The following is a 25327-nucleotide window of genomic DNA, read 5'->3' as shown; positions in this document are numbered from 1 at the left end:
TGATACGTTGGTGGCTAGTCTAAGTGTTTGTTTTGTTGGTAAATGGAGGTTTAGTGGGGATGAATGATACTTAAAAGGACTTTAATATCTTGAAGGTCTGGAATTACCCGAAAGTGAGTACCTTTTCCAAAGTTCAAAACTTTGGAAAAGATCTAAGGAACTAGATACGGTGCTTGTTTATCAATAATCGAAAGAAAAATCCAAAATGAGGCTGAGATCTTCCCGGGTTTTAAAACCCGGAAGCTCTGGAATTAACCGAAAGTGAGTTTGTTGAAGTAACTTTTCCAAAGTTCGAAACTTTGGAAAAGGTTTAAAGTGTTAGAAAGGAGGTAGGTTCACTAATAATCGAAAGAAAAATCCATCGAATGTTGATGCATGTATCTAAAATTATCAAAGTCATCAAATAACTCAATAACCTGTTGGTAATTGACGGCGGTATTTTGTTGCTTCAATATTGCATTAAATGACGAAAAAATCCATTGATCAGGTTGATCAGCAAAATAATGGTGTACGGGGTTGAAATGTATGTAATTAATCAATTTTATCAGGTACAGTTTCGAATCGGTCAGTTTTCGTTTAAAGTTTTTCTGAAAAAGACTCCCTTTTCGATTGTAGATTTTGTTGTAAGATTGTGTATAAGCACTAAACAGGTTGGAAAAAGATTTTGAAAATGAATTCTCAGGAGCTCCTTCTTTCAGATAAACCAGAAAATGAAAGTGGTTAGGCATTAAGCAGTAGGCTAAAGTATCAGCTATCGGTGTGATGTGCTGCCTGTACTTCTCCAGAAAAAAGTAATAGTTTTTCTTTTCTTTAAATAACACTTCAGAACCGTTAGCCCTGTTGAAGATATGGTAAAAGTTATTGGCTTCTAATGGTTCCATAGATAGGTGCTTTAAAACTATTGTCGGGACAGACCCTTTCCAAAGTTTCAAACTTTGGAAAAGGTATCCGGTTAGATGCAGTGAAACTATTTAACTATAATACCCAGCTTTTCCAAAAGCTGTGGTTTATCGGCCAGAGCAACCCTGGCAATGGTTTCATAATCCTGCACCCATTCGGCCAGTTTTTCAAATGCCTCATCTCTTTCCATGGTGGCATTTTGAGCATCGCCTTTTTCGCGCATAATGGCTTCATCCTGTGCCTCAACAGCTAGCACTTCGGCCTGGCCGGCTTCGATCATTTCTTGCGTTATACCATATTTGGCATAGGCACTTAACCACTCTGGATTGGCCAGAAGATTATTGTAGAGACTGCGCTTTTCTTTTAACCAGCCACTATTGGTGCGCGCTTTGGATTTGAATATACGAAGCACCGATAAAGCCTCTTCGATATCTTTAAGTGCTACTTTCCCTATCTGTATCAGTTTAATGTAAGTGGCCTGAGCCTTCGTTTTCTTTTCATCTCGTTGAGCAAAGGCAGCATCCACCTCGCCATGTTCCTTATCAAATTTATCAGCCGCCGTTTTGGCAATATTAAGCAAATCAAGTCCTGATTGCATGTTTTGATCATCATAACCAAATACAGCAACTGCCGTGGCAATTAAAGCATCGTTAATACTGTTGTTTATGCGCAGGTTACATTCTTTTAAAAATTCATCTTTGTTTAATCTTTGGTAATTCATAGTTAACTTTTTATAATTAATAATAAAGGTATTTTTAGTGTGGCAGATAAAGAGTACATCTAAATAAATGACTTCATCTCCCTGTCAGATCATTCAGACATTGAGGCAAATCACTGCCGGATAAGGGCAATCAGGATCAGTATTGGATCAAATGAAAGCAGCATCTGATCAATGTGACATCGCATAGAATCAACGCGCCTGGCCATTGAATCAAGATCATTCAGAAACCCGTCAAAGTGATTCTGTAAGCAGTCAAAGTGCTCTTGCATCGTTGCTGTTGTTCTTTGACTGGCTTCAGCACCAGTCTGATTTGATGCAATATTGCTTTGATCGGTTTCAGCATGTTATTGACTTGATGCAAGGAGCTTAAGTCCGGATGCAACATCAACCTGATTGGCTGCAACGCTTGCTGGATGCGCTGTTACCAGGTTTTGACAAGCTACATTCAATTGTTTTTACAAATTTCTGAGGCTTGACTGGCTGCTAACAGCTAATGACTGACTTCGTGATCAGGAAATGCCAATCAGTTGTTTATCGATGGTGGAGTAAGGTCGGTCATGGTTATAAGGGTTATGATTAATTATTTTGTTGGTTTATTTTACCTAAGCCAAAGTGCTGAACTTTGGAAGAGGTGATGGTATGTATTTACATGGGTTCATATGTTGCGTTCCGCTTCTTCGCTGCCCGGCAACTTCTTTAATATCTCTGCACAGCTTATCTTTTTTATAACTTTTACTTTTTTAATGGGCGTAGGGCTGTGTATATTATCCGGGCTATCCTTTGCAAGCTTTTTAGATCTTTTCCCATTGCTTTCATGATAGAAAGATGTTACCATGAGTATATTTTCAATTTTCGTTGAGATTAACCGTTTAAGCCTCTCAATTTCCTTAAGCTCTGAGTTTATATCAACTGATTTTTCTAATTGATTCAGATTAGCTTGTTTCTCATTAATTTCATCAAAAACGGCTTGTTCAGCAGGATTTAGCTCTTCTCTCAGCCTATTAAAGATGACATTTTTAACTCCATCACAAATAATGTTATCCAGATAGGCTGCCTGGTCCTTCGTTTTGGCATATTTAAGTTGACTAATCGCTACTCGTTTTGTGTACTCTATATTTGAACAAAAATCTGTCATGGTTAGATGGGTTTAATTTAAGTTTACCTCTTCCAAAGTTTTAAACTTTGGAAGAGGTGTGGTGGATTATAGTTTTTATATTTTGCCGAGGGGGGAGACTTTTACCTTAATAGGATTTGCTTCTTCCCAGGCTTTAAAGCTTTGCATTCGCCATTCTTCATTGTCATTTGAAATTGTTGATGCCAGATGGTGCCTGAAAGTATAATCCATTGATGATATTTTTTGAACCCGATATAAATTTTTACTTAACACTTGGAAGTTGTCTTTGTTGGAACGAAATTCCTCATCACTTAGTCCTAATAAAAACATATCGTTTATTTCTAATGTAGCAACTATTGTATCTCCATCTTCCGGTAATAAGTAGGTTGGCATATTTTGACGTTTGCGCTCCACAACTGTCCAGAATTGAACGGCCTCTTCTTTCAGGTTTCCATCACTGTCTTTGTAGATTAAAACATGATGATTGTTTCTAGGATTAACATGTTGGTTTAAATCGCCTTTTAAACGATTTGTATTCCCAAGCATTTCCCGAATTCGAACTTTTTTTATAGGAACATTATCGCCTCCTTTTTTATTAGGCATAAATAATTGCCATTCGCCATTGCTAATGAAAGCATCTTTAGGAATTGTATAGCCTTTAGGGTTACCAGTGTCAATGTCGAGCCTTTCTTTTAAAAAGTTCTTTATTAGTTCCTGAATGGTGATATCGGCAATTTTAGCAACATGCTTATTGTTCTTCAGTTCAGTTATTTTTGTGCGACGATGAAAAGCCTTTTCCATATTCGGGCTTTGCCTCAAACCAAAAACATTTTCTTTATGCAACTGCCCTCTTACGCTAAAACCCTTCTTGTTTTTAGTAAGTGTCTTGTTGCTTTGTTTAAATGAAATCAGGATATTGGCAGCTTTTTTCTGAACATCTTGATTAAATCCGTTCCAGGGCTCCGGGAATTTTTCGGTGCTGTTTGTTTTTCCTCTTTGCTTGTCTTTACGTTTTGCATTCTCTGTACTTAGGCGCTGTAGGTAGCTCTGTTCGGTTAGTGCAATGGTAATGGCATCAATGGCATGATGGCGGTGGTCGTCGCGGTTCTTTTTGGGGTCGAATTTAATTTCACCAGTGTATTTATCAACCCAGATAGAGCCTTCTACCAGCTTTTGCCCCTTTTCTATTTTTGGTAGTTCTTTTTCAACGGCATGCAATTCTTTTGGTTTCGATTCAATACTCAAAGTTGCGTAGTATTTCCCGGGCAAATGTTCTGTTTTGCGTTTGTATTGAGGGTCACAGTCGGCTACCATATAACCGTATTCATCCACAGTAGCTGAAATACAAACCTCATTGTTATGCGCTTGCGGACGTGGGTTAACAGCCTTTATAAATTCAATGTTGTCTGGTGAAACATCAACTATTAACCAATATTTTCCGTCAGGGAGGTTGGTTTGGCAATTGTAAATATAGCAATTGAACTCACAGTTATGAACAGTACCAAACAATAATAGCTGGTTACGTTTTGTTTTTGGCTGCTTGTTTTTGTCCGGTGCCTGAAAATTGGTATTCGTTATTTCAAATTTTGCCCAATAGTTTCCATCTTCAATACTTGCCGTTTTGTAGTTGCCGGAAGTATCGTTTTTAAATTGACCTTTTTCAACCTTACCCCTTAATACGATATGTTTTTCATCAGATTGAGGTTTATCTGTGTATTGAGGCATTAGTTTAAGGGAACCGTTTACATCTAGTTTTACCCAATAATGACCATCTTTAACATCGATATCTTTAAAATCAATTTTGAAGGATTTAGCATCGAATTTGTTTTTAGAGGCGTAGCCTGATAAAAGGAGTTCGTTTTCACTTGTGGCTGGTCGTTCGTTGAATTTTTTACGCAGGGCAAGGGTTTCTCCGGCTTCATTAGTAATAGCATAATAAGGAACAGGCTTATCATCGTTAATGTCAAATGTATGTTCTCCGAGGTTTTGAGTGGGTTGCAATATAGAATTAAGCCCCCAAAGGTGGCGGAGTTCTGCTGTTAATTGTCCCGGCATTACACGCACATCATGACAAATATTCGATAACAATTCTACTGCTTTTCGGGCGATGTAACGACTGTCGTTCAGTTGTCGTTCAATAAATGTTTCTTTTTCAAACTTCTTTTTTGATGTGAAACGTTTGGCTTTAGGATAAGGCAGCGTGCGGAATGCTCTGGCGGCAATCTCATCCCAGCTATTAGCTCCCCAAATTTTCGAGTCAGGATTTTCAGTATAATACTCGTACGGTGTTTTTTCACCTTTATCATTATTGAAATGTGCTTCGCAAAGGGTTTTGTTGCCAAAGCTATCGTCTAGTGAAACACTGTATGGAATGATGTGCTCAATTTGGATGGCATTGGCGCTGCCTAATAAATCATTAATAGAAATTATCTTACCTGTATATGGGCAGGTACATTTGCCGCTTCGGTCAACAATTTCTTTATACATTAAGTACTTTTGGATGTTGTTCCTCGAAGGGCGTAAGCCATATTCGGCCAATCGCTCTCTGGCCTCATTATTTTTGATTTCGTTGGTAGAAATGCTATCGGTAATTTTTTTACGTTGGGCTTTGTTGTTGCGTAAATCCCTGCCCATTTCCACTTTTATTTGCGCAAACTCAAAATCTTCACCAAACTTTTTTCTGTATTTAAGCAATAAGGCATTTACCAATCGTCGTGTTTCATGTAAAGCCTGCTGGACAATAGGATTGCGCAGGTTTTCAAGTTTAGGCACCCACAATGCTAATTCGTCTTTTGCTTCAATCTCTTGGCTGTGGTGATAAAGGTGCGAAAAGTGCGGGTCATCTTTAACAAAGCCGTAATGATTATCCGGGTTTGATAAGTAGGTTTTTATTTTATCAATGGCTTCGCCGTCTTTGTTGTTTTCATTTAAAATTTTCAGAATATCCGCTTTAAGTTCCTGCTCTGATTCACCGAAATGTTTGTAACGTTTACCAAAGGCGTTTTTTACACCTCCTAAAATAACAGCTCGGTCAAACTGCAGACCTGTAAGCAAGAAGTGCTGGATGTTCCTGATTGCTTTTAATGATATGTTACTATAACCATCTTTAAGTTTTACTTTCTTAATGGTATCAAGGCTTTTTGCATAACCAAAGTCCTTTTGAAGTTTTTCAAATAGTTTTTCGTTATCCTCGTAGAAATAAAAGCAATGCCAGATATCAAGCATGTGCCTCTCCCAAACTTCAGGCTTAAAAAGCGGTTGTAACTGTTTAATGGTTGTATTACCGGCCACTTTCAGGTCATCCTCGTAATTAAATTTCTCGTAGGTGAGTTTTAATAACTTGGGAATTTCAGAGAAATTAAAATTCTTATCTTTTTTATTGATTAATTGTAGTACCTGTTGTTTCTGCTCGTCTGATAAGGACTGATTTTTTCCATACCGGATATTATTCAGGAATTGGTAGGCGCGAAATAGTTCAAATTCAGGGTGGGAAAGAGGACAGGGCTTTTTACTTCGCTTAATTTGTTTACCATTTTTATTGAATACAAAGTTATCCTCACTATTAATTACCGGCAGGTTATCTTCAAACCGGCAGTTAGCTAATAAGCCCTTTTGCGAACGAAGTGGCCGTTGCCAGAACAAGACGCTTTCGTTGCTTTTAAATTGGAGAGTTTTTTCACCATTTTCCTGATTAATTTCCTGTATGTTTCCGGCCAGGAAGTTTTTTAACGGAATAGTTGATGTCGTTGTAATTTTGGTAACATGCCCATCTTTTTGTGAGTTGATAACTACGTTTTCAGAGCCATATATTTCTTTTAAATGTTGAATTCTGGATTGATTACGCTTACCATCAAGCGAACCTTTTAGTTCCCTTGTTCTTTGGAGTTCAGCCATGCGCTCATTCAAACCAAGGTGATTGGCTTGCCTGTTCCAGATAGATTCAAATTCGGCAATATACATATCACGGGTTGTATATCTGCCCCTTGCTCGGATGCTTTGTCCATTTTCATCCTGAATTGTTTTGTATGGCACACCTTCTTGCGGGATAATGGAATATAAGTAGTCGCCTAAGCTGGAGTTTTTAGCCTTTTCCTTTGTGGCGTTAACAGGCAGTATGTTTTCTTCCGGTTTGCCTTTTTCGAATAGAGTTTTGGGGTCGTCATTCCCTTTTCTGGAACTGTGGAAACCACGGCGCTGGATGAGGTGATAGAAAATCCGTCCCAACTTGTGCAGGCTGATTGGTTCAGAAAGTGCTTTACTGCGTAACTCGTATGGATTGAGTTTTATCCATAGTCTGAATTCTTCGGTATCAGGAAATTTTTTACCTTCTGATTTTTGCTGGCGATCCCAATTTTTCCAGCTATTTAAATCTTTAAGCGTTAATGGGCACATGCCTTGTTCTATCAAAACCTGAAGCAGCTTTATTTTACGAAGGCGTTTGCAATAAAAATGGCGACGCTTTTGTCTGTTTTCGGTTCGGGTGGCATTATTTGATTTTTCGCTGTCTCCTTTGCCAATATCACTAACACCTGCTGGAAATATGCGTACACCACAATCGTCAATGTAATTATATTGCTCTACTTTATTGCTTGTAAAGGTGGCGTCTACAACAGCCCAGCCAATGCTGTTGGTGCCAAGGTCAAGTCCTAATATTTTGCCCATTACTGAAGGATTATAGAGGGTTAATGTGCGAGTTTATTGTCATAAAATTATTACTAAAAATAGTAATTACCTGATAAAAACCTAACGCACTTTTGAAATTTGTTAGTTTTTTTTATTTGCAGGTTAAACAAGATTTGCTAATTTTGATATCAGGAATTGAATAAAAGCTTATTAGATTCTTATCACAATAAGGCTATATGCCGAAGGAAATTAATCCTATACTCCCGCCTCGGTGGGAGTTTTTATTTAAACCAGTTTGGTTTTTATTTTTTCCAAAGTTCGAAACTTTGGAAAAGTTTGTTTTTAAGCAATAAAATAAAAAGCCGCCCAATGTATCATCAGGCAGCTTTTGTTAACTATTGTAAGCATTTATTATTACACTATATCCACTTCACATAACTGAAATCCTGTCGATGCGCTAGCTGAGGATTGCAAGCAAAAACGCGAACACCAAAGTCGAATATGCCCGGATCGGGTAGTTTCAAATCCAGCTCGTAAAAGGCAAGGGTGTCAACTTTTCGGACTTGCGAGAAGCGTTGCGTCGTGATTGGTCCTGCCATAAGTCCGTCAGCAGATGAGCGAATAACCAGTTCCACACAAACATTTTCATCAATCAGCTCTTTTAAGTCTAAAGCAACTTCCATGTGATATAGTTCGCCCGCCAGGTATTTGTGCTTTGGTGTGCTGGGGGTATCCACTGATACAACATCTATTTTATCCCATGATGACAAGAGCTTTTGTTTCCACACGGCTATATCCCGCGCCATTTCGTAATCACTCAGACGTAACTTTTTCACCCGTTTATACATTGGCTCATAAAAACGCTCCTTGTAATCATCCATCATCCGCTTAGTGGTATAATCAGGGGCAATGTCAGCAATACAGTTCTTAATGTATTTGACCCAATCACCCGGAATGTTATTTTTATCGCGCTTATAAAACAACGGGATAATCTCGTTTTCCAACATTGAATAAATGGTCTGAGCATCCAGTTCATCTTGGTATGACTGATCTTCGTAAGTACGCTTTTCAGTCAGTGCCCATCCGGCTCCTTGCCTGTAACCTTCAAGCCACCAGCCATCCAGCACACTGAAGTTCATAACACCATTCATCACTGCTTTTTCACCTGAAGTACCTGATGCTTCAAGCGGACGTGTTGGTGTATTCATCCAGATATCGACACCTTTTACCAGTTTTTGACCCAATTCCATATCATAGTTTTCAAGGAAGAGGATTTTACCAACAAATTCCGGACGTCGCGATACATCGACGATCAGTTTAATCAAATCCTGACCCGCTTTATCAGCCGGATGTGCCTTACCCGCAAAAATAAACTGTACTGGTCGATCAGGGGCGTTTAATAATTTAGATAAACGATCCAGATCGCTGAACAGGAGATGGGCTCGTTTATAAGTAGCAAAGCGACGGGCAAACCCAATAGTCAATGCGTTTTCATCGATGGAATCAATAATCTCCACCAGGTTTTTAGGATCTTCGTAACGTCTGATCCAATTACGGTGGAAACGGTCTTTCGCGTAGTCGACTAACTGCTTACGCAAGGTGTTTTTGATCTTCCATACTTTGGCATCATCAATATCATGAATCTTTTCCCAATATTTTCTGTTGGACTGATCCTGTAAAAAACCTTCTTCAAATTCGCTTTCGTAAAGCGTACGCCATTCCTTAGCTGTCCAGGTAGGATAATGAACGCCGTTGGTCACATAACCAATGTGCAGCTCTTCGGGGAAATAACCTTCGTATAGATTATTAAACATTTCCTGCGATATCTGGCCGTGTAATTTACTCACCCCATTCATAGCAACTGATGTATGGGCTGCCAGATTACTCATCGAGAATTTTTCATTCTCATCCAAAGGGTTAGCACGACCCAAAGCCAGAAACTGATCCCAGTTAATACCCAATTCTTCCGGTATATAGTACAGGTAGTGCCTCACCATATCTGGCGAGAAAGTATCGTGACCGGCTGGTACAGGTGTATGTGTTGTAAATAAAGAGGTGGTTCTGACTATCTCCAGTGCTTCATCATATGTGTAGCCCTGCACAATATACTGGCGCAAACGCTCCACATTGATTAACGCGGCATGGCCTTCGTTACAATGGTACAGATCAGCATCTACGTCCATTTCATTCAGCGCACGGATTCCTCCAATACCTAGCAGAATTTCTTGTTTAATGCGGTTGTCCCAATCACCTCCATACAATTGATGTGTAATAGCCCGATCTTCCTTACTGTTCATATCAGTATCAGTATCGAGCAGGTATAGCTTTATACGGCCAACGTTAACCTGCCATATCAGCGCTTTTACCGTTCGTCCTTCCAGGTGGAAGTGAATGGTTTTCGGAACACCAGCTTCATCATGAAGCTGAGTGATCGGAAGAAAAGAGAATTTTTGTGCATTCAGTTCAACCAGCTGTTCTCCATTAAGTGACAAGCGTTGTGTAAAATAACCAAACTTGTACTTAAAACCGATGGCAACCATATTGACATTTGAATCACTGGCTTCCTTCAGGTAGTCACCAGCCAAAATTCCCAGACCTCCTGAATATATTTTCAGGTTATCGTGCAGTCCGTATTCCATACTGAAATAGGCTATTTTTGGCTGATTAGCAGCTGGTTTAACAGCCATATAATCTTTGAAATCTTTATAAACGGTCTGATATCTTTTCAGGAAATCTTTATCTTTCTCCAGCTCTTTTAAACGACCACTGCTTACTGACTTTAATAAAACAATAGGATTTTTCTTGACTCTGACCCAAAGTTCAGGATCAATGTACTCGAATAAATCAATGGCTTCGTAATTCCAGCACCACCATAAATTCTTTGATAACTCTTCCAGACCTGTAAAATCAACAGGTAGATTTGACTCAACAATAAGCTTGCGCCATTGAAATTGATTAGTTCTGGCTACTTGCAGGTGCTTACTATCTTCAAGCTTCGTACCTCTATTCATGTTATTTCTGATGGCCTGGGCGTAAGCATTAAAGTAATAATCGATAAAATTCTTCCACAGTGCTTTCTGGGCTATTTGCCTTGCATTTTCCCTGTAGGAGTTGATCGTCTTTTCATCTAGCTGGGAGAAACGTTGAATATAATGAGCAATGTTATGGATTACCTCGTTTGAATTGGAGTCCGTCCGTTGAAATACTTCTACGCCTCCTTTGCCATTTTCGTTGATCCTCATCACCCATTTGCCAAATCCTGCCAATGAAGTGGTAACCGTAGGAACACCGAAAGCCGCACTTTCCATTGGTGTATAACCCCATGGTTCGTAGTACGAAGGAAATACAGATAAATCAAGCCCCATCAGCAGGTCGTAATAGGTCTGATTGAAAATACCATCATTACCTGTTAAGTAGGTAGGGACGAAGATGACTTTTACCTTCTCATTGTCGCTGTTGCTAAAGCCGATTTCTTTTATCTTATTCAGAATCGGGTCATGATCAATATTGCCTAAATAATGCGTGATATAGGGAGTAACGAGTGTTTCGTCTTTTTTGCCGTCAGCCAGATTTTTCACCAGGTCTTTTCTTGGACCACGCTGATCGGCCGGAATAAAGAAGAAAGCTACTATTTCCTGTTCCTGACCAGGATCATAATTGATGTGGCCAAGGGCATTTAATAGTATATCGATACCTTTATTTTTATACTCATAACGACCTCCCGTACCAATAAAAAGGGTTTTATCAGATAGAGTGTTACCAATTAAGGTTTCTGCAACATTTTTTAACAATTTCCTTGATTTATCTCTGGTAACTTTTAGATCTTCAGCCTTTGGAACAAAGTCATTTTCGAAACCATTAGGTAATAATACATCTACTGGTTTATTGTAGAAATGATGACATTCTTTTGATGTTATCTCACTAACAGTTGTCAGGCAGTCAGCCGCCAACGCTGCTTTTTTCTCCAGAGAACATTTGGCCGATACATTGTACTGGTCGGTTTTCTCTTTGATGTTAAATTGATAAAGATTATCGTAGAGTGGCTCATTGTTACTGGCGAGCACGCGTCCAAGCATGGTGGCATGTGTTGTAAATATGGTTGCTACTTCAGGCACATGGTGTTCAAGATGCAAACAGCCTGCGCCCGTCATCCATTCATGGAACTGAGCAACAACTTTTTCCTTAGATGTTTTATGTTCTTTGACATAGCTCTCTATGACCTGTCCGGCGGCATAACCAAAGATAGCCGGTTCATGATAATCATCTGCACCATACAATGATTCCAGTTTATACACTTCCCACATTTTAGCGTAGAAAGCATCTTTATTCTTCAATAAAGGCTTGAAATCTATTAATATCACCAGTGGTTCACCGGGTATTTTCCAACGACCAATACGAATGGGAATACCCATATCATTGACCTTTTTCTTCCAATCGTTAAATAAAGAGCTATCTTCTTTAAACTCTTTATCACGATGTGCTTTTTGATTAAAGTCAGGACCAATATATATGATATTGTCGTTGAATGCTTCTTTAAGCGATAATGCTTTTGTTGAAATAACCGTATGAATGCCCCCTACTTTGTTGCATACTTCCCAGCTGACCTCAAAAATAAAATCGGGTCCTGTTTTTATCTTTTTCATACGTTGTTGTTTAAATAATTAATTAATCAATGGTATGAGATAGTATTATATAATTGTTTTGTCAACTATTCCTGAAGAATTTGTTTTTTCAGCTTTTTGATTTCCTTTCTATATTGCTTAATCAAATCATCTTTTTCAGATAATGCATTTTGTTGTATCTCTTCACTTTTCTCCTCAAGCAATTCGTTTACTCTGATCTTAAAATCACTCAATACATTCATGTAATTAATAAATGCATCGTATGGAGAGTTGTAAGGGTTGAAGTAAGAGTGTATATCACCATCTGAGAAGAATTTGGTACACATGTAATAAAAATGATTGCTGATCTGAAGGTAACTCCAGTCCTTATTGATGCGATCATCATTTAATGCAATAACATCATTTCTCAGTTCGTAAAGTTTTTCAAAGGCTTCCTTTTGAAGGGCATTTCCCACCCAGGCTGATAAATCGCGTTCTTCATCAGCCCAAGAAATGGCATGTGGAACATGCGCTACAGCTATGGGCTGGTATTCTTTAATCGCTTCAGAAGGAGTCGAGAATTTATAATTACCCGACTTTAATACTGTAGCAGGTAGATTCTCTAAGAAATCAAAAATGCCTGATTCTTTCTTTTGATGTTCACCAAAGGTTTCGTAATCCATGAAAATATTGATAATCTCTTCTTTTTCATCCATATGATCTAACCAATTCACTAGCTTTTCTGTTGTGAGTGGCCATTCATTCCATCCTTGTTCAGAAAAACGAAGGGTGATATCATCGCTTAAAGTATAATTGCGTAACAACAACTTTAGTTTTGGGTTAATGGCATTACAATACAGATAATTAGGACTTTTCCAGCCTAATATATGTTTGGCGCCTTCGGTTATCATACCTTTAAAACCTAAGTCAGCAACATCTTTTCCAATGGTATCTGAATAAATTAATTCAGTATTTCTGAATACTTTAGGTTTCTGTTTAAAGGTTTTATAGATGCGTTCGCAGTGTGCTTTCACCTGTGCCTTAAATTCATTTGGGTCTTTTAGTGCAGCCAAAGAGTGAGAATTGGTTTCAGCAAGGAATTCCACTTGTCCCGTATCAGCCAAAAGCTTGAAACTATCAATAACTTCCGGCGCATATAGTTCAAACTGATCGAGCGCAACTCCTGTGATTGAAAAGCTTACCTTAAACTGTGCTTTGTTGGCTTTAATTAGCTCAAGTAAAAGCAGGTTAGCCGGTAAGTAGCATTCTTTTGCTATTTTCTTTAGAATTGACTCGTTCGCAAAATCGTCGTAGTAATAGTGATCGTTGCCTATATCAAAAAATCTGTATCTTCTTAATCGTAATGGTTGATGTACCTGAAAATATAAACATATTGATTTCATATTATTTCTTTTTTAGAGTTTAATGGGAATCGTTAATTGTGTTGTTGTACACTTTGTGCACATGAAGGGCCGCATTGGTCCATTTCAGGTTATCAACCTCTTCTTTACCTTTTTCCTTAAAAATGCCGGATAACGAATCATATTTGATAATGCCATAAATGGCATCAGCCAATGCATCGATATCCCAATAATCAACTTTAACGGCATGTGTGAGAATCTCGGATACTCCTGATTGTTTGGAGATGATGACCGGTACGTTAGATTGCATTGCCTCCAATGGTGAAATACCAAAAGGTTCGGAAACAGATGGCATTACATAAACATCACTCATTTCAAACATTTTGAATACATCATCACCTTTCAGGAATCCGGTAAAATGGAAACGGTCAGATATGCCCAATTGCGCTGCACGATCCACCATCTTCTCAAGCATGTCACCACTTCCGGCCATAACAAATCGAACATTACCGGTACGCTTAAGTACTTCGTTCGCTGCTTCTACAAAATATTCCGGGCCCTTCTGCATTGTGATCCTACCTAAGAATGTAACGACTTTCTCTTTTACTCCTTTCTTAATCGCTTTTTTCTGTTCGTTGGTAACAGGTTCAACAGCATTATAAACTGTTTCAACTTTTGCAGGGTCCTGACCATACTTTTCAATCACAATATTACGGGTCAGATTACTGACAGCAATAATTTTGTCGGCTGCATCCATTCCCATTTTTTCAATTTCAAATACTTTGGGGTTGACGCTTCCACCGCTTCGGTCAAAATCGGTTGCATGAACATGAACGACCAAAGGTTTACCTGATACCTCTTTGGCAGCAATACCCGCCGGATAACAAAGCCAGTCGTGCGCATGTATCACGTCGTGCTCGTTATCCATACTTATGGTTGAAGCAACGTAGGCATACTTATAAATCTCCTCAATTAGGTTAGCACCATATTTGCCACTAAACTCTAATTTGCCCTCCTTAGTGACCTTAAAGAGTTTGTTTTTTCCAAATAGCTCAGAATTTCGGAATGTATAGTATTCATCCGGGTCATTATAAGGAATAAGTTCCGATTCAACTTCTAAATAGGTATGTTTTGACTTAAATTTTTTGATATGGTTCTGCACTTGTTTCAGGTGGGTGTTATTGGCTCCAATCAGTTGCATTTTGCTTTGATCCTCATCACCATATGCTTTAGGTACCACAAAAATGATATCCAGATCACTAATTTTAGACAAACCCTTGGTTAATCCGTAGCAGGCCGTTCCTAAACCACCTGAAATATGAGGTGGGAATTCCCATCCAAACATTAATACTTTCATAGGTCAACTACTTAACAGATAGGTTACTGATTCTTTTCTTAACTCTGATAATCTCAGCTACGCTCAATGCATAAGAGGTAGCTTCGTTAGGTTTATGAGGAGGGTTACCATCATAAATTTGTGAGATGGAACCAATTCCGTGTTCATTAACACATTCCTCAAACCCTTCAAGTAGTCGTTTGATATGAGCTACACCTGAAAGTTTATGCAGGTCGAGATAGGCATCGGCGTAATGTCCGAATAACCACGGGAAAACTGATCCATTGTGGAATGCTCTGTTTCGCTCATATTCATTGCCGGATATAATCCCCAGATAATCCTGGTTATTTGGAGACAGTGTTCTAAGGCCTCTTGGAGTCAGGAGATCACTTTCAATTTTATCCAGTATAGATTTCTTTTGTTCAAGGTTCAAGCAAGAGTGAGGCAGAGAGACTGCAAATAACATATTAGGTCTGATACTCCAACTTGTATAATCATCTGTCACATAATCTGCAAGATATGCTTTGGAGTCATCCCAGAATACTTGATTGAAACTAGTTTTAATTTTTTCTGGATATTCGCCCCACTCTTTAATAAATGCTTTATCATTTGTGGTTTTGGCCAGATCTAAAGCTAATGAAATTGCATTGTACCAAAGGGCATTAACTTCAACCACATATCCCATACGCTGCTGTAAGAAAGTTCCATTATTCCTGACTTTCATCCAGGTAACACCCTTCTGATGAGTCCATAAAAGTCCGTTTTCGTGTAATTCAACGGCTAAATGCGATCCCTGCTTATAGGTTTTCAACACGTCTTTTATGACTTTCTTGTATTTAAGCCATACATTTTTAGGATCAGTTCCAAAAGCTAAATACTGTTGCAATGTCCAGAAAAACCATAATGGTACATCAACCGAAGTTCTCTCCTTGTTCAGCGCTTTATCCGGTGAAAAACGGTTATTTATGGTTTTGAGCATTGTATTAAGGATCTCCAGAAATGTTTTTTCGTCATCGCGGGACAGGCATAATCCGGGAATCGATAAATAGGTATTCCGCTCACTATAACTTAAAAAAGGAAAGCCATTGATTACCTGGGTGGCTTTGCCCTTGCGGGATATCGATTGTTCAGCAGAATTATCTAAACAACTTTCAAAACTATCGCGCTGTATTCGTTTTTTAAGTTCCGAATTAAATTGGCGCAGTAATGAATTGGGAGTTACAGCTTTTGTACCCGCCGAGAAAATGATGGGTGCACCTTTTTTTATTTCCATTTCAAAATAACCAGGTACAAATAAATCTTCATTACAGGCGTATCCCCTTCTTTTTTCCTCGCTATATTCAATATCATAATACCAGTCAGGTACATGCACAAACTCAGAAGTTTTGGATGTTTGCATAAACAGATCAGGAAAACCTTCATAGAGGTTCACGCTTATGCCATTTGCTGCAACTGCTGCTCTGGTATTAGCAAATAAATTTGCCTGGGTAAGCTCATGTATATTCCTGAATGCCACAAAAGGTTGCAAACGAATAATGGTAGGAGAGTGAGCCTCCAGTAACGTATATTTAACTAATATTCGTTGTTCTTTTTCAACCAGCAGAAGTTCTTTTTTTAATAAAACGCCCCCAACGCGATAAGTGATGGCCGGATTTGGGTCAATTTCATATTCTCGTACATATTTATGCCCCTTGGGATTATATGTACCGGGATATTTTCGAATTCCCAAATGAAATTCAGCTCCATGCTGAATTATGGTTTCATCCAATGATGAAAGCAGCACATGGTTATCGTTGTTAAACGTTTTAATCGGACAGATTAATAAACCATGGTACTTGCGCGTGTTGCAATTAATAATGGTTGAACTGGCAAATGAACCTGCTCTATTGGTTCGGATGAACTCTCTTTTTAAAGAGTATTCGGTGTTGACCAATTGAGCCTTGTTGAACTTTAAGTAACTCATACGCAAATGGTATAGGCATGATTAATAATAAATATCTCATCTCTTGCGCTGTTTTACTCCCTTAGAAATCCCAATTCAAATTTAGGTAATTTTTTATCTAGGACTACTATTTATTGTGATAAATATTGTTTTTTTATCATTTGATAACTTCAATTACATCATGTTGGTGTTTTTGACGAAAAACTGTTAATTTCATCAAATAAGTGTGGAAAAAGTTTTAAATAGTTAAAGTTGAATTGATATTATAGTAATAAAGATATGCATAAATTTAATACATCAAGGGTGCAAATAGTTATTGCAACATTAATGATTTTTATAGATGTAATAGTGGCGCAAAAGCAGGTAGCTATTACAATTGATGATGTTCCAAATGTAAAAAAATACAAGATTGACAGAGGTATGTCACTCTTAAAACAGATTGACTTCTTAAACATACCTGTTACAATTTTTATTAATGAACAACGACTCAGTAATGGACCTGATCCAAATGTCAATGCCGCTTATCTCAGAAAGTGGATTGAAAACCCAAACGTAATCATTGGAACGCATACTTATTCTCATTTACGTTATTCCCAGGTGACTTTAGATTCTTTTAAAAGTGATGTAATCCGGGGAATGAAAGAAACAAAAGAGCTAGCATCACCTTTGGGGAAAACAATCGATTACTTTAGGTTTCCGTACAATGATGCAGGTAAAGATGAACAGCAGCATAAAGCTGCTCAGGATATGCTTGATTCCATTGGTTTGATTTCTACACCTTTTACAGTTGAGAGTTCTGATTGGATGTTTAATGCCCTCTATGAATATTATTTAGCTAAGGATAGTATTGTTCAGGCTAAAAAAATACTATCAGCTTATATTGGTGCAACGATGCGAAGTTTTGAATGGATGGATACTTTAACAGCTGCTCAATATGGTCGGTCGGTTAAGCATATTTTCTTGTGTCATGACAATGCTATTACTGCGGATTGCCTGCCATCGATAATAGACCTTTTAAGAAAAAAAGGATATGAAATAATTGACCTTAATATGGCGATGAAGGATCCTATTTATACTCAGGAAAGTCATTATTATAAAAAATGGGGAATATCGTGGGTATATCGCTGGATAGATGATCCTGAAAGGCGGCAACAATTAATGAAGGAGGAACCAGGTATTATGCCTTACTATGAGCTTTATCAAAGGATTTTATCAGGTGAAGGGTATTAATAATGCCGATCAACATTGAAAAGTTGCGCGAAGTAAATAGATGTGCCGGACTTTCAGCCCTCTATTACATTATCTATTAACCATAGTCCTAACGGACTATACTAACATGTATCGTTCTTTCAGAACTATTAAGAGAGGCTTTCAATCTGGCCTGTAAGGCCTAAACATAATAGCGCAGGGGGGAACCCTGTGGTGCATGATAAAGAAGATAGAGCACTTAAGGTGCGACACATTAGTGCCTTTTTTCCATTCATCACATTAATAACTGAAGTTTTGTCATTTAAAAATAGACGCAATCAGTCAGAATGACATTTAACTTTCTGTTTGTAAGGACATTATGTCTTGTTTTGTTCTTGGGTATGGCATTTGAAGAGCGATATTAAAATTAATTGCTATGAACTTTAATAATTATACCATAAAATCTCAGGAAGCGATCCAATACACTACACAAATTGCACAGAGTCATCAACATCAACAGATCGAAGCTGCTCATATTCTAAAAGCAATATTTCACGTTGATGAAAATGTGTTACCATTTATTTTAAATAAACTCAGTGTAAACACTGCTATATTCCAACAAACATTAGATAGTATCATTCAAAGCTTTCCTAAGGTTCAGGGGGGCGAAAGGATGCTGTCTAAACAAGTCGGTCAAATACTTAATGACGCTCAGTTGAGGGCAAAGAAAATGAAAGATGAATATGTATCCATTGAGCATTTGATTTTGGCTATTTTTTACTCCGGTGATGATGTAGCACGACTGATGAAAGATAATGGTATCTCCGGAAATGATTTGCAGGCGGCTATTGAAGAGCTTAGGAAAGGAAAGAATGTTACCTCTCAGTCTCAGGAAGAAACTTATCAATCATTGGAAAAATATGCCAGAAATCTTAATAAACTGGCAAATGATGGAAAGCTCGACCCGGTAATTGGACGTGATGAAGAGATCAGGCGCATTTTGCAAATATTGTCAAGACGCACCAAAAATAATCCGATGCTGGTTGGAGAACCAGGAACAGGAAAAACAGCAATTGCAGAAGGTCTGGCTCATCGCCTGGTGCGAGGTGATGTGCCTGATAATTTAAAGGATAAAGTTATCTATTCGCTGGATATGGGAGCATTGGTTGCTGGAGCCAAATATAAGGGTGAATTTGAAGAGCGACTGAAAGCGGTTGTTAAGGAGGTTGTTTCAGAAGAAGGTCGTATTGTTTTATTTATTGATGAAATACACACCCTTGTTGGAGCTGGTGGAGGACAGGGAGCCATGGATGCAGCCAATATACTGAAGCCGGCATTAGCGAGAGGAGAACTCCGGGCTGTAGGTGCAACAACACTTGATGAGTTTCAGAAGTACTTTGAGAAAGATAAAGCTTTAGAGCGCCGTTTTCAAAAGGTGATGGTTGATGAGCCGGATAGAGAAAGTGCAATATCCATATTACGTGGTATCAAAGATCGATACGAAAAGCACCATAAAGTGCGAATTACGGATAGTGCAATCATATCTGCAGTTGAGCTCTCACACAGGTACATCAGCGATCGCTTTTTGCCTGATAAAGCCATTGATTTAATGGATGAAGCAGCATCCAAGCTTAGGTTGGAAATGAATTCGAAACCTGAAGAGTTGGATAGTCTTGATCGAAGAATATTGCAATTAGAAGTTGAATTAGAGGCTATTAAGCGAGAGAAGGATAAGGCGAAGGTTGTACAAATCAAGAAGGAATTGGCAGATTTAAAAGACGAGCGTAACAGTGTATTTGCAAAATGGGATAGTGAACGCAGTGCTGCAGAGGAGGTTCAGATTATTAAAACGCAAATAGATAAGTTGAATCAGGAAGCAGATAAAGCTGAACGTGATGGAAATTTTGGTTTGGTGGCAGAGTTACGTTATGGTAAAATCAAAGAGGAGCAGATAAAACTGGATAAAGCACAAAAGAAGGTAGTAGAAAATCAGGCAAATGCTTTAATAAAAGAGGAGGTCGATAGTGATGATATTGCTGAGGTAGTGGCGCGCTGGACAGGCATACCAGTAGCCAAAATGATGAGTAGCGATCGGGAAAAGCTTTTACGCTTGGAAGACGAGCTGCACAACAGAGTAGTGGGGCAGCATGAGGCTATTGAGGTAGTTTCGGATGCGGTTCGACGGTCACGAGCTGACTTGCAGGATAGCCGTCGCCCAGTTGGTTCATTTCTGTTTTTAGGCACAACTGGTGTTGGGAAAACAGAGTTGGCTAAATCGTTGGCCGATTACTTGTTTAATGATGAGAATGCTTTAACAAGAATCGATATGAGCGAATATCAGGAGCGACATGCGGTGAGCAGGTTGGTTGGAGCGCCTCCCGGATATGTAGGTTATGATGAAGGAGGTCAGTTAACTGAGGCTGTCAGGCGAAAGCCATATTCAGTTGTGTTACTTGATGAGATTGAAAAAGCCCATCCTGATACGTTTAATATCTTATTGCAGGTACTGGATGAAGGACGATTAACAGATAACAAAGGTCGGGTAGCAGATTTTAAAAACACCATCATTATTATGACGTCGAATATGGGTTCGTCGATCATCCATAATAACCTTGAGGGAGTAAAAATGAATAACTATCAATATACTGTTGATCAAACAAAGCTAGAAGTGTTAGGCCTGTTAAAACAAAGTGTAAGGCCTGAATTCATAAATCGTATTGATGAAATAGTAATGTTTACACCGCTTAATATTGATGAGGTAAAGCAAATTGTTCAGTTGCAGATAAAATCGTTAAAACGAATGTTAACCAGGAAACATATTTCTATTGATTTTAGCGAACAAGCATTGGATTATTTGGCGCAGCAAGGCTACGAGCCTCAGTTTGGTGCACGACCAATTAAACGGGTCATTCAGCGCTTGGTGATTAATCAGCTTTCGAAAAAAATTCTGGCAGGAGAAGTAAGTTCTCAGTCAAGTATTTTTATTGAGTTAGAAGATGATTCATTAGTGTTTAATAATAGTTTAATAAACTCAAATTAATTGATTAATGAATATGGCCGGTATCATTATGCCGGCCTTGAGAATTGCTTTTTTTTTCACAAATGAAGTCGAGAATATTATTGCTTTGGTAGAGAAGATAAAAGGATATTTTTCAGCGGAATAAGCTTATGGTCAATTGATAATTAATTTGCAGAATTCAAGCTTTAAAATCTCACTGTAGACTTCTTTATCACTCCAGGATTCTTCCCATTCTGGAAACAATGTTTTGGAGGCAAACATTAACGCATCCAGCATTAATACATCATTTTGAGCTACAAGGAATTCAAATATGGCTGTGTGAAGACTCATTAACTCAAAAGAGTGAATGTTTTTTCTTTTGAAGATGTTACTAACGGTACTTTTCTTCAGGTAGTCGTATGAAATTAACTTTCCATTTTGACCTTCGCGATTTAGAATTGATTCCTTCTCAAGCTGCAGAAGTAAATCGTCAGGATATATAGATAACGCATCATCAAGCTGTTTCAATATTTTCTTAGCCGGCTCCTCGTTAATCTCCATCATAACAATCTTCATTAACGACAGGAAAGAAACTTCAGGAAATCTATTAGCCAGCTTTTTAATATTCAGCTTTTTTAGATCTTCAATATCATCCAGTGAATTAAGCACGTCTTCTACCAATTCATCATGCTCTGTAATACCACCATTCATGGTGGCCGGTATCAGATCATCATTAGTTTCAACATCGAAGAATTGCAGCATATTAGTTCTTGCAGCCATAATCTGATCTAGACCGTGGTAGTTGTAAAACAGACGTTTACATATATAAAGAAGTTCGGTAGCAGTATCTTCATTGCTGCTATCGTTCAACTCAATCAATTCCTTAAAACGACCAATATCACTATGACGTTCCTTTAAAGCTTCAGTGTATATGTAATCTTCAATTGGTAAATCCTCTTCGTGCATAATTCCTTCGTTGATGCGATTATTATTATTGCAGAGATGCAGTCTACTCCTTTTTAAAGGTAGCTTCATCAAGGTTAACAACTAATGTATAACCAATATGATTGATTCTTAGAATAATTTTCTTAGAACCTTGCACTTCCATCACTTCACCCTTGATACCTTCCAGAGGCCCTGAAGTAACAGTGATTTCCTGACCCTTCTCAATCTGTCCGGCTTCAACACTAAAGTTCATTTGATTTTCAATGGTTCGTTTCATCGCCAAAATATCATTTTCGGGTATGATACAGGCTTTACCTTTATATGAAACGTATGCAACAATACCTGTTACATCAAAAACTCTTCTATAATCGCTTAAAGGAATTTTAATAAAAATATATGAGCTGATAACGGGTGTTTCAACCCATTTTTTCCGGTCGCTCCACTGCCTTAAGGTTTTTTTTAAAGGTAAATAGGCTTCAATGCCCATTTTTGTCAATTGCTCCAAAACTTTTTTTTCGGCCCTGGATTTGGTATAAAGTGCATACCAGGATTTGTCCTGATTATTTTCCAAAACGTTCAATTTTTGTGCGAAATTAGTAAAAAAAGAACTAGGAATTAATGATATTTGATCCATACACTTATAATCAATGTGCAATTAAGAAATATTAAATGTTGATTAGTAATAAATTATACCCCTTAATGACAAGTGTTTTAAAACCAAAGCGAGGACTGTTTTATTTGTTGGTTTTGATTCATACTGGTGTGCTGGCTCAATTCAATGAAGGACGTTTGATTACAGAACACTTTTATACTGAAATACCCTTTGAATATGTGCATGATAAGATAGTAATTGAAGCTTCAATGAATGGCGTGAGTGGTCGATATCTTCTGGATACTGGTGCTATGTGTATTCTGTTTAAAGATAGTACATACCACAAACTTCCCGCCGGTTACAGAATGAATATCGGAGATGCAACGGGAAAAAAGCAAGAAGCTGAAGTTATTGTCATGCCATCTATAACTGTTGGAGAGTTAACTTACGAAGCTATTCCAACCCTCTATGTTGATATGTTCGAAGGACCTTTTAAGTGTTTAGGATATAAAGGTATAATTGGTAGTAACTTGTTGCGTTTTGGTGCATTTAAAATTGACTGGACAAAACAAAAGTTAATCATTGCAGATTCATTTCAGACTTTAAGAAGTGATAAGTTAGTTGAATCCAAGTTGTTGGTTAATAAGCAACAAAGCTCACCATTCATTAAAGTTAAGGTGAATGGTAAGCCCATTAAATGGGTACTGGTGGATACAGGAAGCGGTGATTCGTTTGTTCTGAATAATAATACAGCTCATTGGCTAAAGAAAAAGAAGGTACTTACTAAACCAATTTATCAATCCAGTGGTACAAATTCGCATGGAGCTTGGGGAGCGGGAGATTATGAATCAGAGATTTTTTCGCAATTAACCTTAAAGCTTGGGCATATAAATACTGAAAATGCGGTTATCGAAACAAGTGCAGGTCAGTCTAAAATTGGAATGAAAGTGCTTGAGCTGGGCGATTTTATTTTAGATTATCCGCAAAAACGCTTTTTCTTCCAGTTCAATGAACCGAGTCAGTTAAAACTGGATAGTTTCGGTATTGATTTTATCATGGACGATGATAAGTTTATTGTTAATGGTATCTGGCAAGGTAGCCCGGCCGCAGCTTCCGGAATTGAAAAAGGTGATATATTGGAAGATATTGAAGGGGCAGATATGAAAAACAAAAGTTCATGTGATGTTTTCCTGTCCCTAAAGGACGTTACACAGAATAAGAAAACCCTCACATTTCACTTTATTAAACCTCATGATCAATCAAGGAATACAGTTACTTTGTCACGTATTGAGTTTTAATGTCTTTCAAACAGTGCAACAGCACTAATATCAAATATTAAATCGTATATTTGCGCAAAATTTTAAAGGTATAACTATTGGTTAATATGATTGTGAGTTTTCTATTTGAATAAGAAAGTTCATTTAGAATTTTGTCAATTAATTAGCTAAGGATTAAAGGCAAATATTAATGCAGGAAAAAATCATTATTCTGGATTTTGGTTCTCAGTACACGCAGTTAATTGCCAGACGGGTACGAGAGATTAATGTGTATTGTGAAATTCATCCATTTAACAACTGTCCTGAATTGGACGATTCGGTTAAAGGTGTTATTCTAAGTGGAAGCCCTTACAGTGTGCGAGATGAGGAAGCACCTAAACCTGACTTGACTGCAATTAAAGGAAAAATGCCTTTACTGGGTGTGTGTTATGGAGCTCAGTACCTGTCACAATTTTATGGTGGCGAAGTACAACCTTCAAAAACTCGTGAATATGGCCGTGCTAACTTGGAGTACGTTGATAACACAAGTGAATTGTTGCAGGATGTAAGTCATCATTCGCAAGTATGGATGTCGCATGGTGATACCATTGTAAACCTGCCTGAAGGATATAAAATTGTTGCCAGTACCAAAGATGTAAAGGTTGCTGCATATAAAATAGAGAATGAGCAAACATTTGGTTTGCAATTTCACCCTGAAGTATATCACAGTACAGAAGGAACACAAATACTTAAGAACTTTGTAGTTGGAGTTTGCGGATGTTCTCAAGACTGGACGCCTGATTCTTTTGTAGAAACAACAGTTGCAGGTTTAAAAGAAAGACTGGGCAACGATAAGGTTGTTTTAGGATTATCAGGAGGCGTTGACAGTACAGTGGCTGGTGTGTTATTACACAAAGCAATTGGTAAAAATCTGACATGTATCTTCGTTGATAACGGTTTGTTACGCAAAAATGAGTTTGAAGCAGTTCTGGATTCATACAAACATATGGGACTCAACGTTATTGGCGTTGATGCTAAAAAAGAGTTCTTAAGTGAGTTGGATGGTGTTTCAGATCCTGAAACCAAACGTAAGATTATCGGTCGTGTTTTTATTGAAGTATTTGATGCAGAGGCGCACAAGATTCAGGATGTGAAATGGTTAGCGCAGGGTACTATTTATCCTGATGTGATTGAGTCAGTTTCAGTTAATGGACCTTCTGCAACTATTAAATCACACCATAATGTAGGTGGTTTACCTGAAGAAATGAACCTGAAGGTAGTTGAACCACTTAACCTACTGTTTAAAGATGAAGTACGCCGCGTAGGTCGTGCCATGGGTATTGATGAGAACTTGTTAGGTCGTCATCCTTTCCCGGGTCCAGGATTAGCAATTCGTATTTTAGGTGATATCACAGCTGAAAAAGTAACCTTGTTACAAGAAGTAGATCACATATTTATTCAAGGATTAAAAGATAATAACCTATATGATCAGGTTTGGCAGGCAGGAGCTATGTTATTACCGGTTCAATCGGTTGGTGTGATGGGTGATGAGCGAACTTACGAGAAAGTGGTAGCTCTGCGTGCGGTTACCTCTACAGATGGTATGACGGCTGATTGGGTTCATTTACCTTATGATTTCCTGGCAAAAGTGTCAAATGATATTATTAACAAGGTAAAAGGCGTTAACCGAGTTGTTTACGATATTAGCTCAAAGCCGCCGGCAACAATTGAATGGGAATAAGAATTCGAA

Annotated in this window: 14 protein-coding genes; 4 read left to right on the top strand and 10 right to left on the bottom strand. The window is 38.1% G+C overall.

The window, feature by feature from the left end:
• Nucleotides 1-338 precede the first annotated feature (338 nt).
• The 8 genes from AC4MRQ_RS15740 to AC4MRQ_RS15705 all read right to left on the bottom strand — a co-directional run bounded on the left by AC4MRQ_RS15740 (nucleotide 339) and on the right by AC4MRQ_RS15705 (nucleotide 16619).
• Complete coding sequence (locus AC4MRQ_RS15740; protein ID WP_491198651.1) at nucleotides 339-881, bottom strand: transposase; 543 nt, start codon at nucleotides 879-881, stop codon at nucleotides 339-341.
• Between the two features lie 86 nt (nucleotides 882-967).
• Nucleotides 968-1621 (bottom strand): PQLLE family protein, encoded by a 654-nt coding sequence (locus AC4MRQ_RS15735; RefSeq protein ID WP_491198650.1) that lies wholly within the window; start codon nucleotides 1619-1621, stop codon nucleotides 968-970.
• Between the two features lie 655 nt (nucleotides 1622-2276).
• Nucleotides 2277-2756, bottom strand: a complete 480-nt coding sequence (locus AC4MRQ_RS15730; protein WP_491198649.1) for a hypothetical protein — start codon at nucleotides 2754-2756, stop codon at nucleotides 2277-2279.
• Nucleotides 2757-2831: 75 nt separating this feature from the next.
• Nucleotides 2832-7397 carry a type II CRISPR RNA-guided endonuclease Cas9 gene (gene cas9 / locus AC4MRQ_RS15725; RefSeq protein WP_491198648.1) on the bottom strand — a complete coding sequence of 1522 codons (4566 nt, stop codon included), beginning with the start codon at nucleotides 7395-7397 and terminating at the stop codon, nucleotides 2832-2834.
• Between the two features lie 380 nt (nucleotides 7398-7777).
• Nucleotides 7778-12001 carry an alpha-glucan family phosphorylase gene (gene glgP / locus AC4MRQ_RS15720; RefSeq protein ID WP_491198647.1) on the bottom strand — a complete coding sequence of 1408 codons (4224 nt, stop codon included), beginning with the start codon at nucleotides 11999-12001 and terminating at the stop codon, nucleotides 7778-7780.
• A 65-nt stretch (nucleotides 12002-12066) separates the two neighbouring features.
• The gene (locus AC4MRQ_RS15715; protein ID WP_491198646.1) at nucleotides 12067-13362 is read right to left on the bottom strand and encodes a glycoside hydrolase family 57 protein; all 1296 of its coding nucleotides are present in this window, start codon (nucleotides 13360-13362) and stop codon (nucleotides 12067-12069) included.
• Nucleotides 13363-13381: 19 nt separating this feature from the next.
• A complete protein-coding gene (locus AC4MRQ_RS15710) occupies nucleotides 13382-14677 on the bottom strand; it encodes a glycosyltransferase family 4 protein (protein ID WP_491198645.1) in 1296 nt (431 codons plus the stop codon).
• Between the two features lie 7 nt (nucleotides 14678-14684).
• A complete protein-coding gene (locus AC4MRQ_RS15705) occupies nucleotides 14685-16619 on the bottom strand; it encodes a glycogen debranching enzyme N-terminal domain-containing protein (RefSeq protein WP_491198644.1) in 1935 nt (644 codons plus the stop codon).
• 258 nt (nucleotides 16620-16877) lie between these two features.
• On the opposite strand from AC4MRQ_RS15705, the gene AC4MRQ_RS15700 reads away from it, so the two are divergent.
• Both AC4MRQ_RS15700 and clpB read left to right on the top strand, forming a co-directional pair.
• Nucleotides 16878-17828: a polysaccharide deacetylase family protein gene (locus AC4MRQ_RS15700; protein WP_491198643.1), complete on the top strand. Its 951-nt coding sequence runs from the start codon at nucleotides 16878-16880 to the stop codon at nucleotides 17826-17828.
• A 394-nt stretch (nucleotides 17829-18222) separates the two neighbouring features.
• The gene (gene clpB, locus AC4MRQ_RS15695; RefSeq protein WP_491198642.1) at nucleotides 18223-20826 is read left to right on the top strand and encodes an ATP-dependent chaperone ClpB; all 2604 of its coding nucleotides are present in this window, start codon (nucleotides 18223-18225) and stop codon (nucleotides 20824-20826) included.
• Between the two features lie 132 nt (nucleotides 20827-20958).
• On the opposite strand, the gene AC4MRQ_RS15690 is transcribed toward clpB, so the two are convergent.
• The gene (locus tag AC4MRQ_RS15690) at nucleotides 20959-21750 is read right to left on the bottom strand and encodes a hypothetical protein (protein ID WP_491198641.1); all 792 of its coding nucleotides are present in this window, start codon (nucleotides 21748-21750) and stop codon (nucleotides 20959-20961) included.
• Between the two features lie 43 nt (nucleotides 21751-21793).
• Nucleotides 21794-22300 carry a UpxY family transcription antiterminator gene (locus AC4MRQ_RS15685; protein WP_491198640.1) on the bottom strand — a complete coding sequence of 169 codons (507 nt, stop codon included), beginning with the start codon at nucleotides 22298-22300 and terminating at the stop codon, nucleotides 21794-21796.
• 128 nt (nucleotides 22301-22428) lie between these two features.
• Between AC4MRQ_RS15685 and AC4MRQ_RS15680 the strand changes: the two genes are divergently transcribed.
• Both AC4MRQ_RS15680 and guaA read left to right on the top strand, forming a co-directional pair.
• A complete protein-coding gene (locus tag AC4MRQ_RS15680) occupies nucleotides 22429-23619 on the top strand; it encodes an aspartyl protease family protein (RefSeq protein WP_491198639.1) in 1191 nt (396 codons plus the stop codon).
• Nucleotides 23620-23788: 169 nt separating this feature from the next.
• Nucleotides 23789-25318 (top strand): glutamine-hydrolyzing GMP synthase, encoded by a 1530-nt coding sequence (gene guaA / locus AC4MRQ_RS15675; protein ID WP_491198638.1) that lies wholly within the window; start codon nucleotides 23789-23791, stop codon nucleotides 25316-25318.
• The last annotated feature ends 9 nt before the right edge of the window (nucleotides 25319-25327 follow it).

This window comes from Carboxylicivirga sp., assembly GCF_982718395.1.
Note: the sequence above shows the minus strand (reverse complement) of the source record. Positions and strands in the feature narration are given on the sequence as shown.

What these genes read in the sequence shown, in the direction of transcription:
- AC4MRQ_RS15740 (WP_491198651.1), bottom strand. Translation starts at nt 881, where the DNA reads ATGGAACCATTAGAAGCCAATAACTTTTACCATATCTTCAACAGGGCT.
- AC4MRQ_RS15735 (WP_491198650.1), bottom strand. Translation starts at nt 1,621, where the DNA reads ATGAATTACCAAAGATTAAACAAAGATGAATTTTTAAAAGAATGTAAC.
- AC4MRQ_RS15730 (WP_491198649.1), bottom strand. Translation starts at nt 2,756, where the DNA reads ATGACAGATTTTTGTTCAAATATAGAGTACACAAAACGAGTAGCGATT.
- cas9 (WP_491198648.1), bottom strand. Translation starts at nt 7,397, where the DNA reads ATGGGCAAAATATTAGGACTTGACCTTGGCACCAACAGCATTGGCTGG.
- glgP (WP_491198647.1), bottom strand. Translation starts at nt 12,001, where the DNA reads ATGAAAAAGATAAAAACAGGACCCGATTTTATTTTTGAGGTCAGCTGG.
- AC4MRQ_RS15715 (WP_491198646.1), bottom strand. Translation starts at nt 13,362, where the DNA reads ATGAAATCAATATGTTTATATTTTCAGGTACATCAACCATTACGATTA.
- AC4MRQ_RS15710 (WP_491198645.1), bottom strand. Translation starts at nt 14,677, where the DNA reads ATGAAAGTATTAATGTTTGGATGGGAATTCCCACCTCATATTTCAGGT.
- AC4MRQ_RS15705 (WP_491198644.1), bottom strand. Translation starts at nt 16,619, where the DNA reads ATGAGTTACTTAAAGTTCAACAAGGCTCAATTGGTCAACACCGAATAC.
- AC4MRQ_RS15700 (WP_491198643.1), top strand. Translation starts at nt 16,878, where the DNA reads ATGCATAAATTTAATACATCAAGGGTGCAAATAGTTATTGCAACATTA.
- clpB (WP_491198642.1), top strand. Translation starts at nt 18,223, where the DNA reads ATGAACTTTAATAATTATACCATAAAATCTCAGGAAGCGATCCAATAC.
- AC4MRQ_RS15690 (WP_491198641.1), bottom strand. Translation starts at nt 21,750, where the DNA reads ATGCACGAAGAGGATTTACCAATTGAAGATTACATATACACTGAAGCT.
- AC4MRQ_RS15680 (WP_491198639.1), top strand. Translation starts at nt 22,429, where the DNA reads ATGACAAGTGTTTTAAAACCAAAGCGAGGACTGTTTTATTTGTTGGTT.
- guaA (WP_491198638.1), top strand. Translation starts at nt 23,789, where the DNA reads ATGCAGGAAAAAATCATTATTCTGGATTTTGGTTCTCAGTACACGCAG.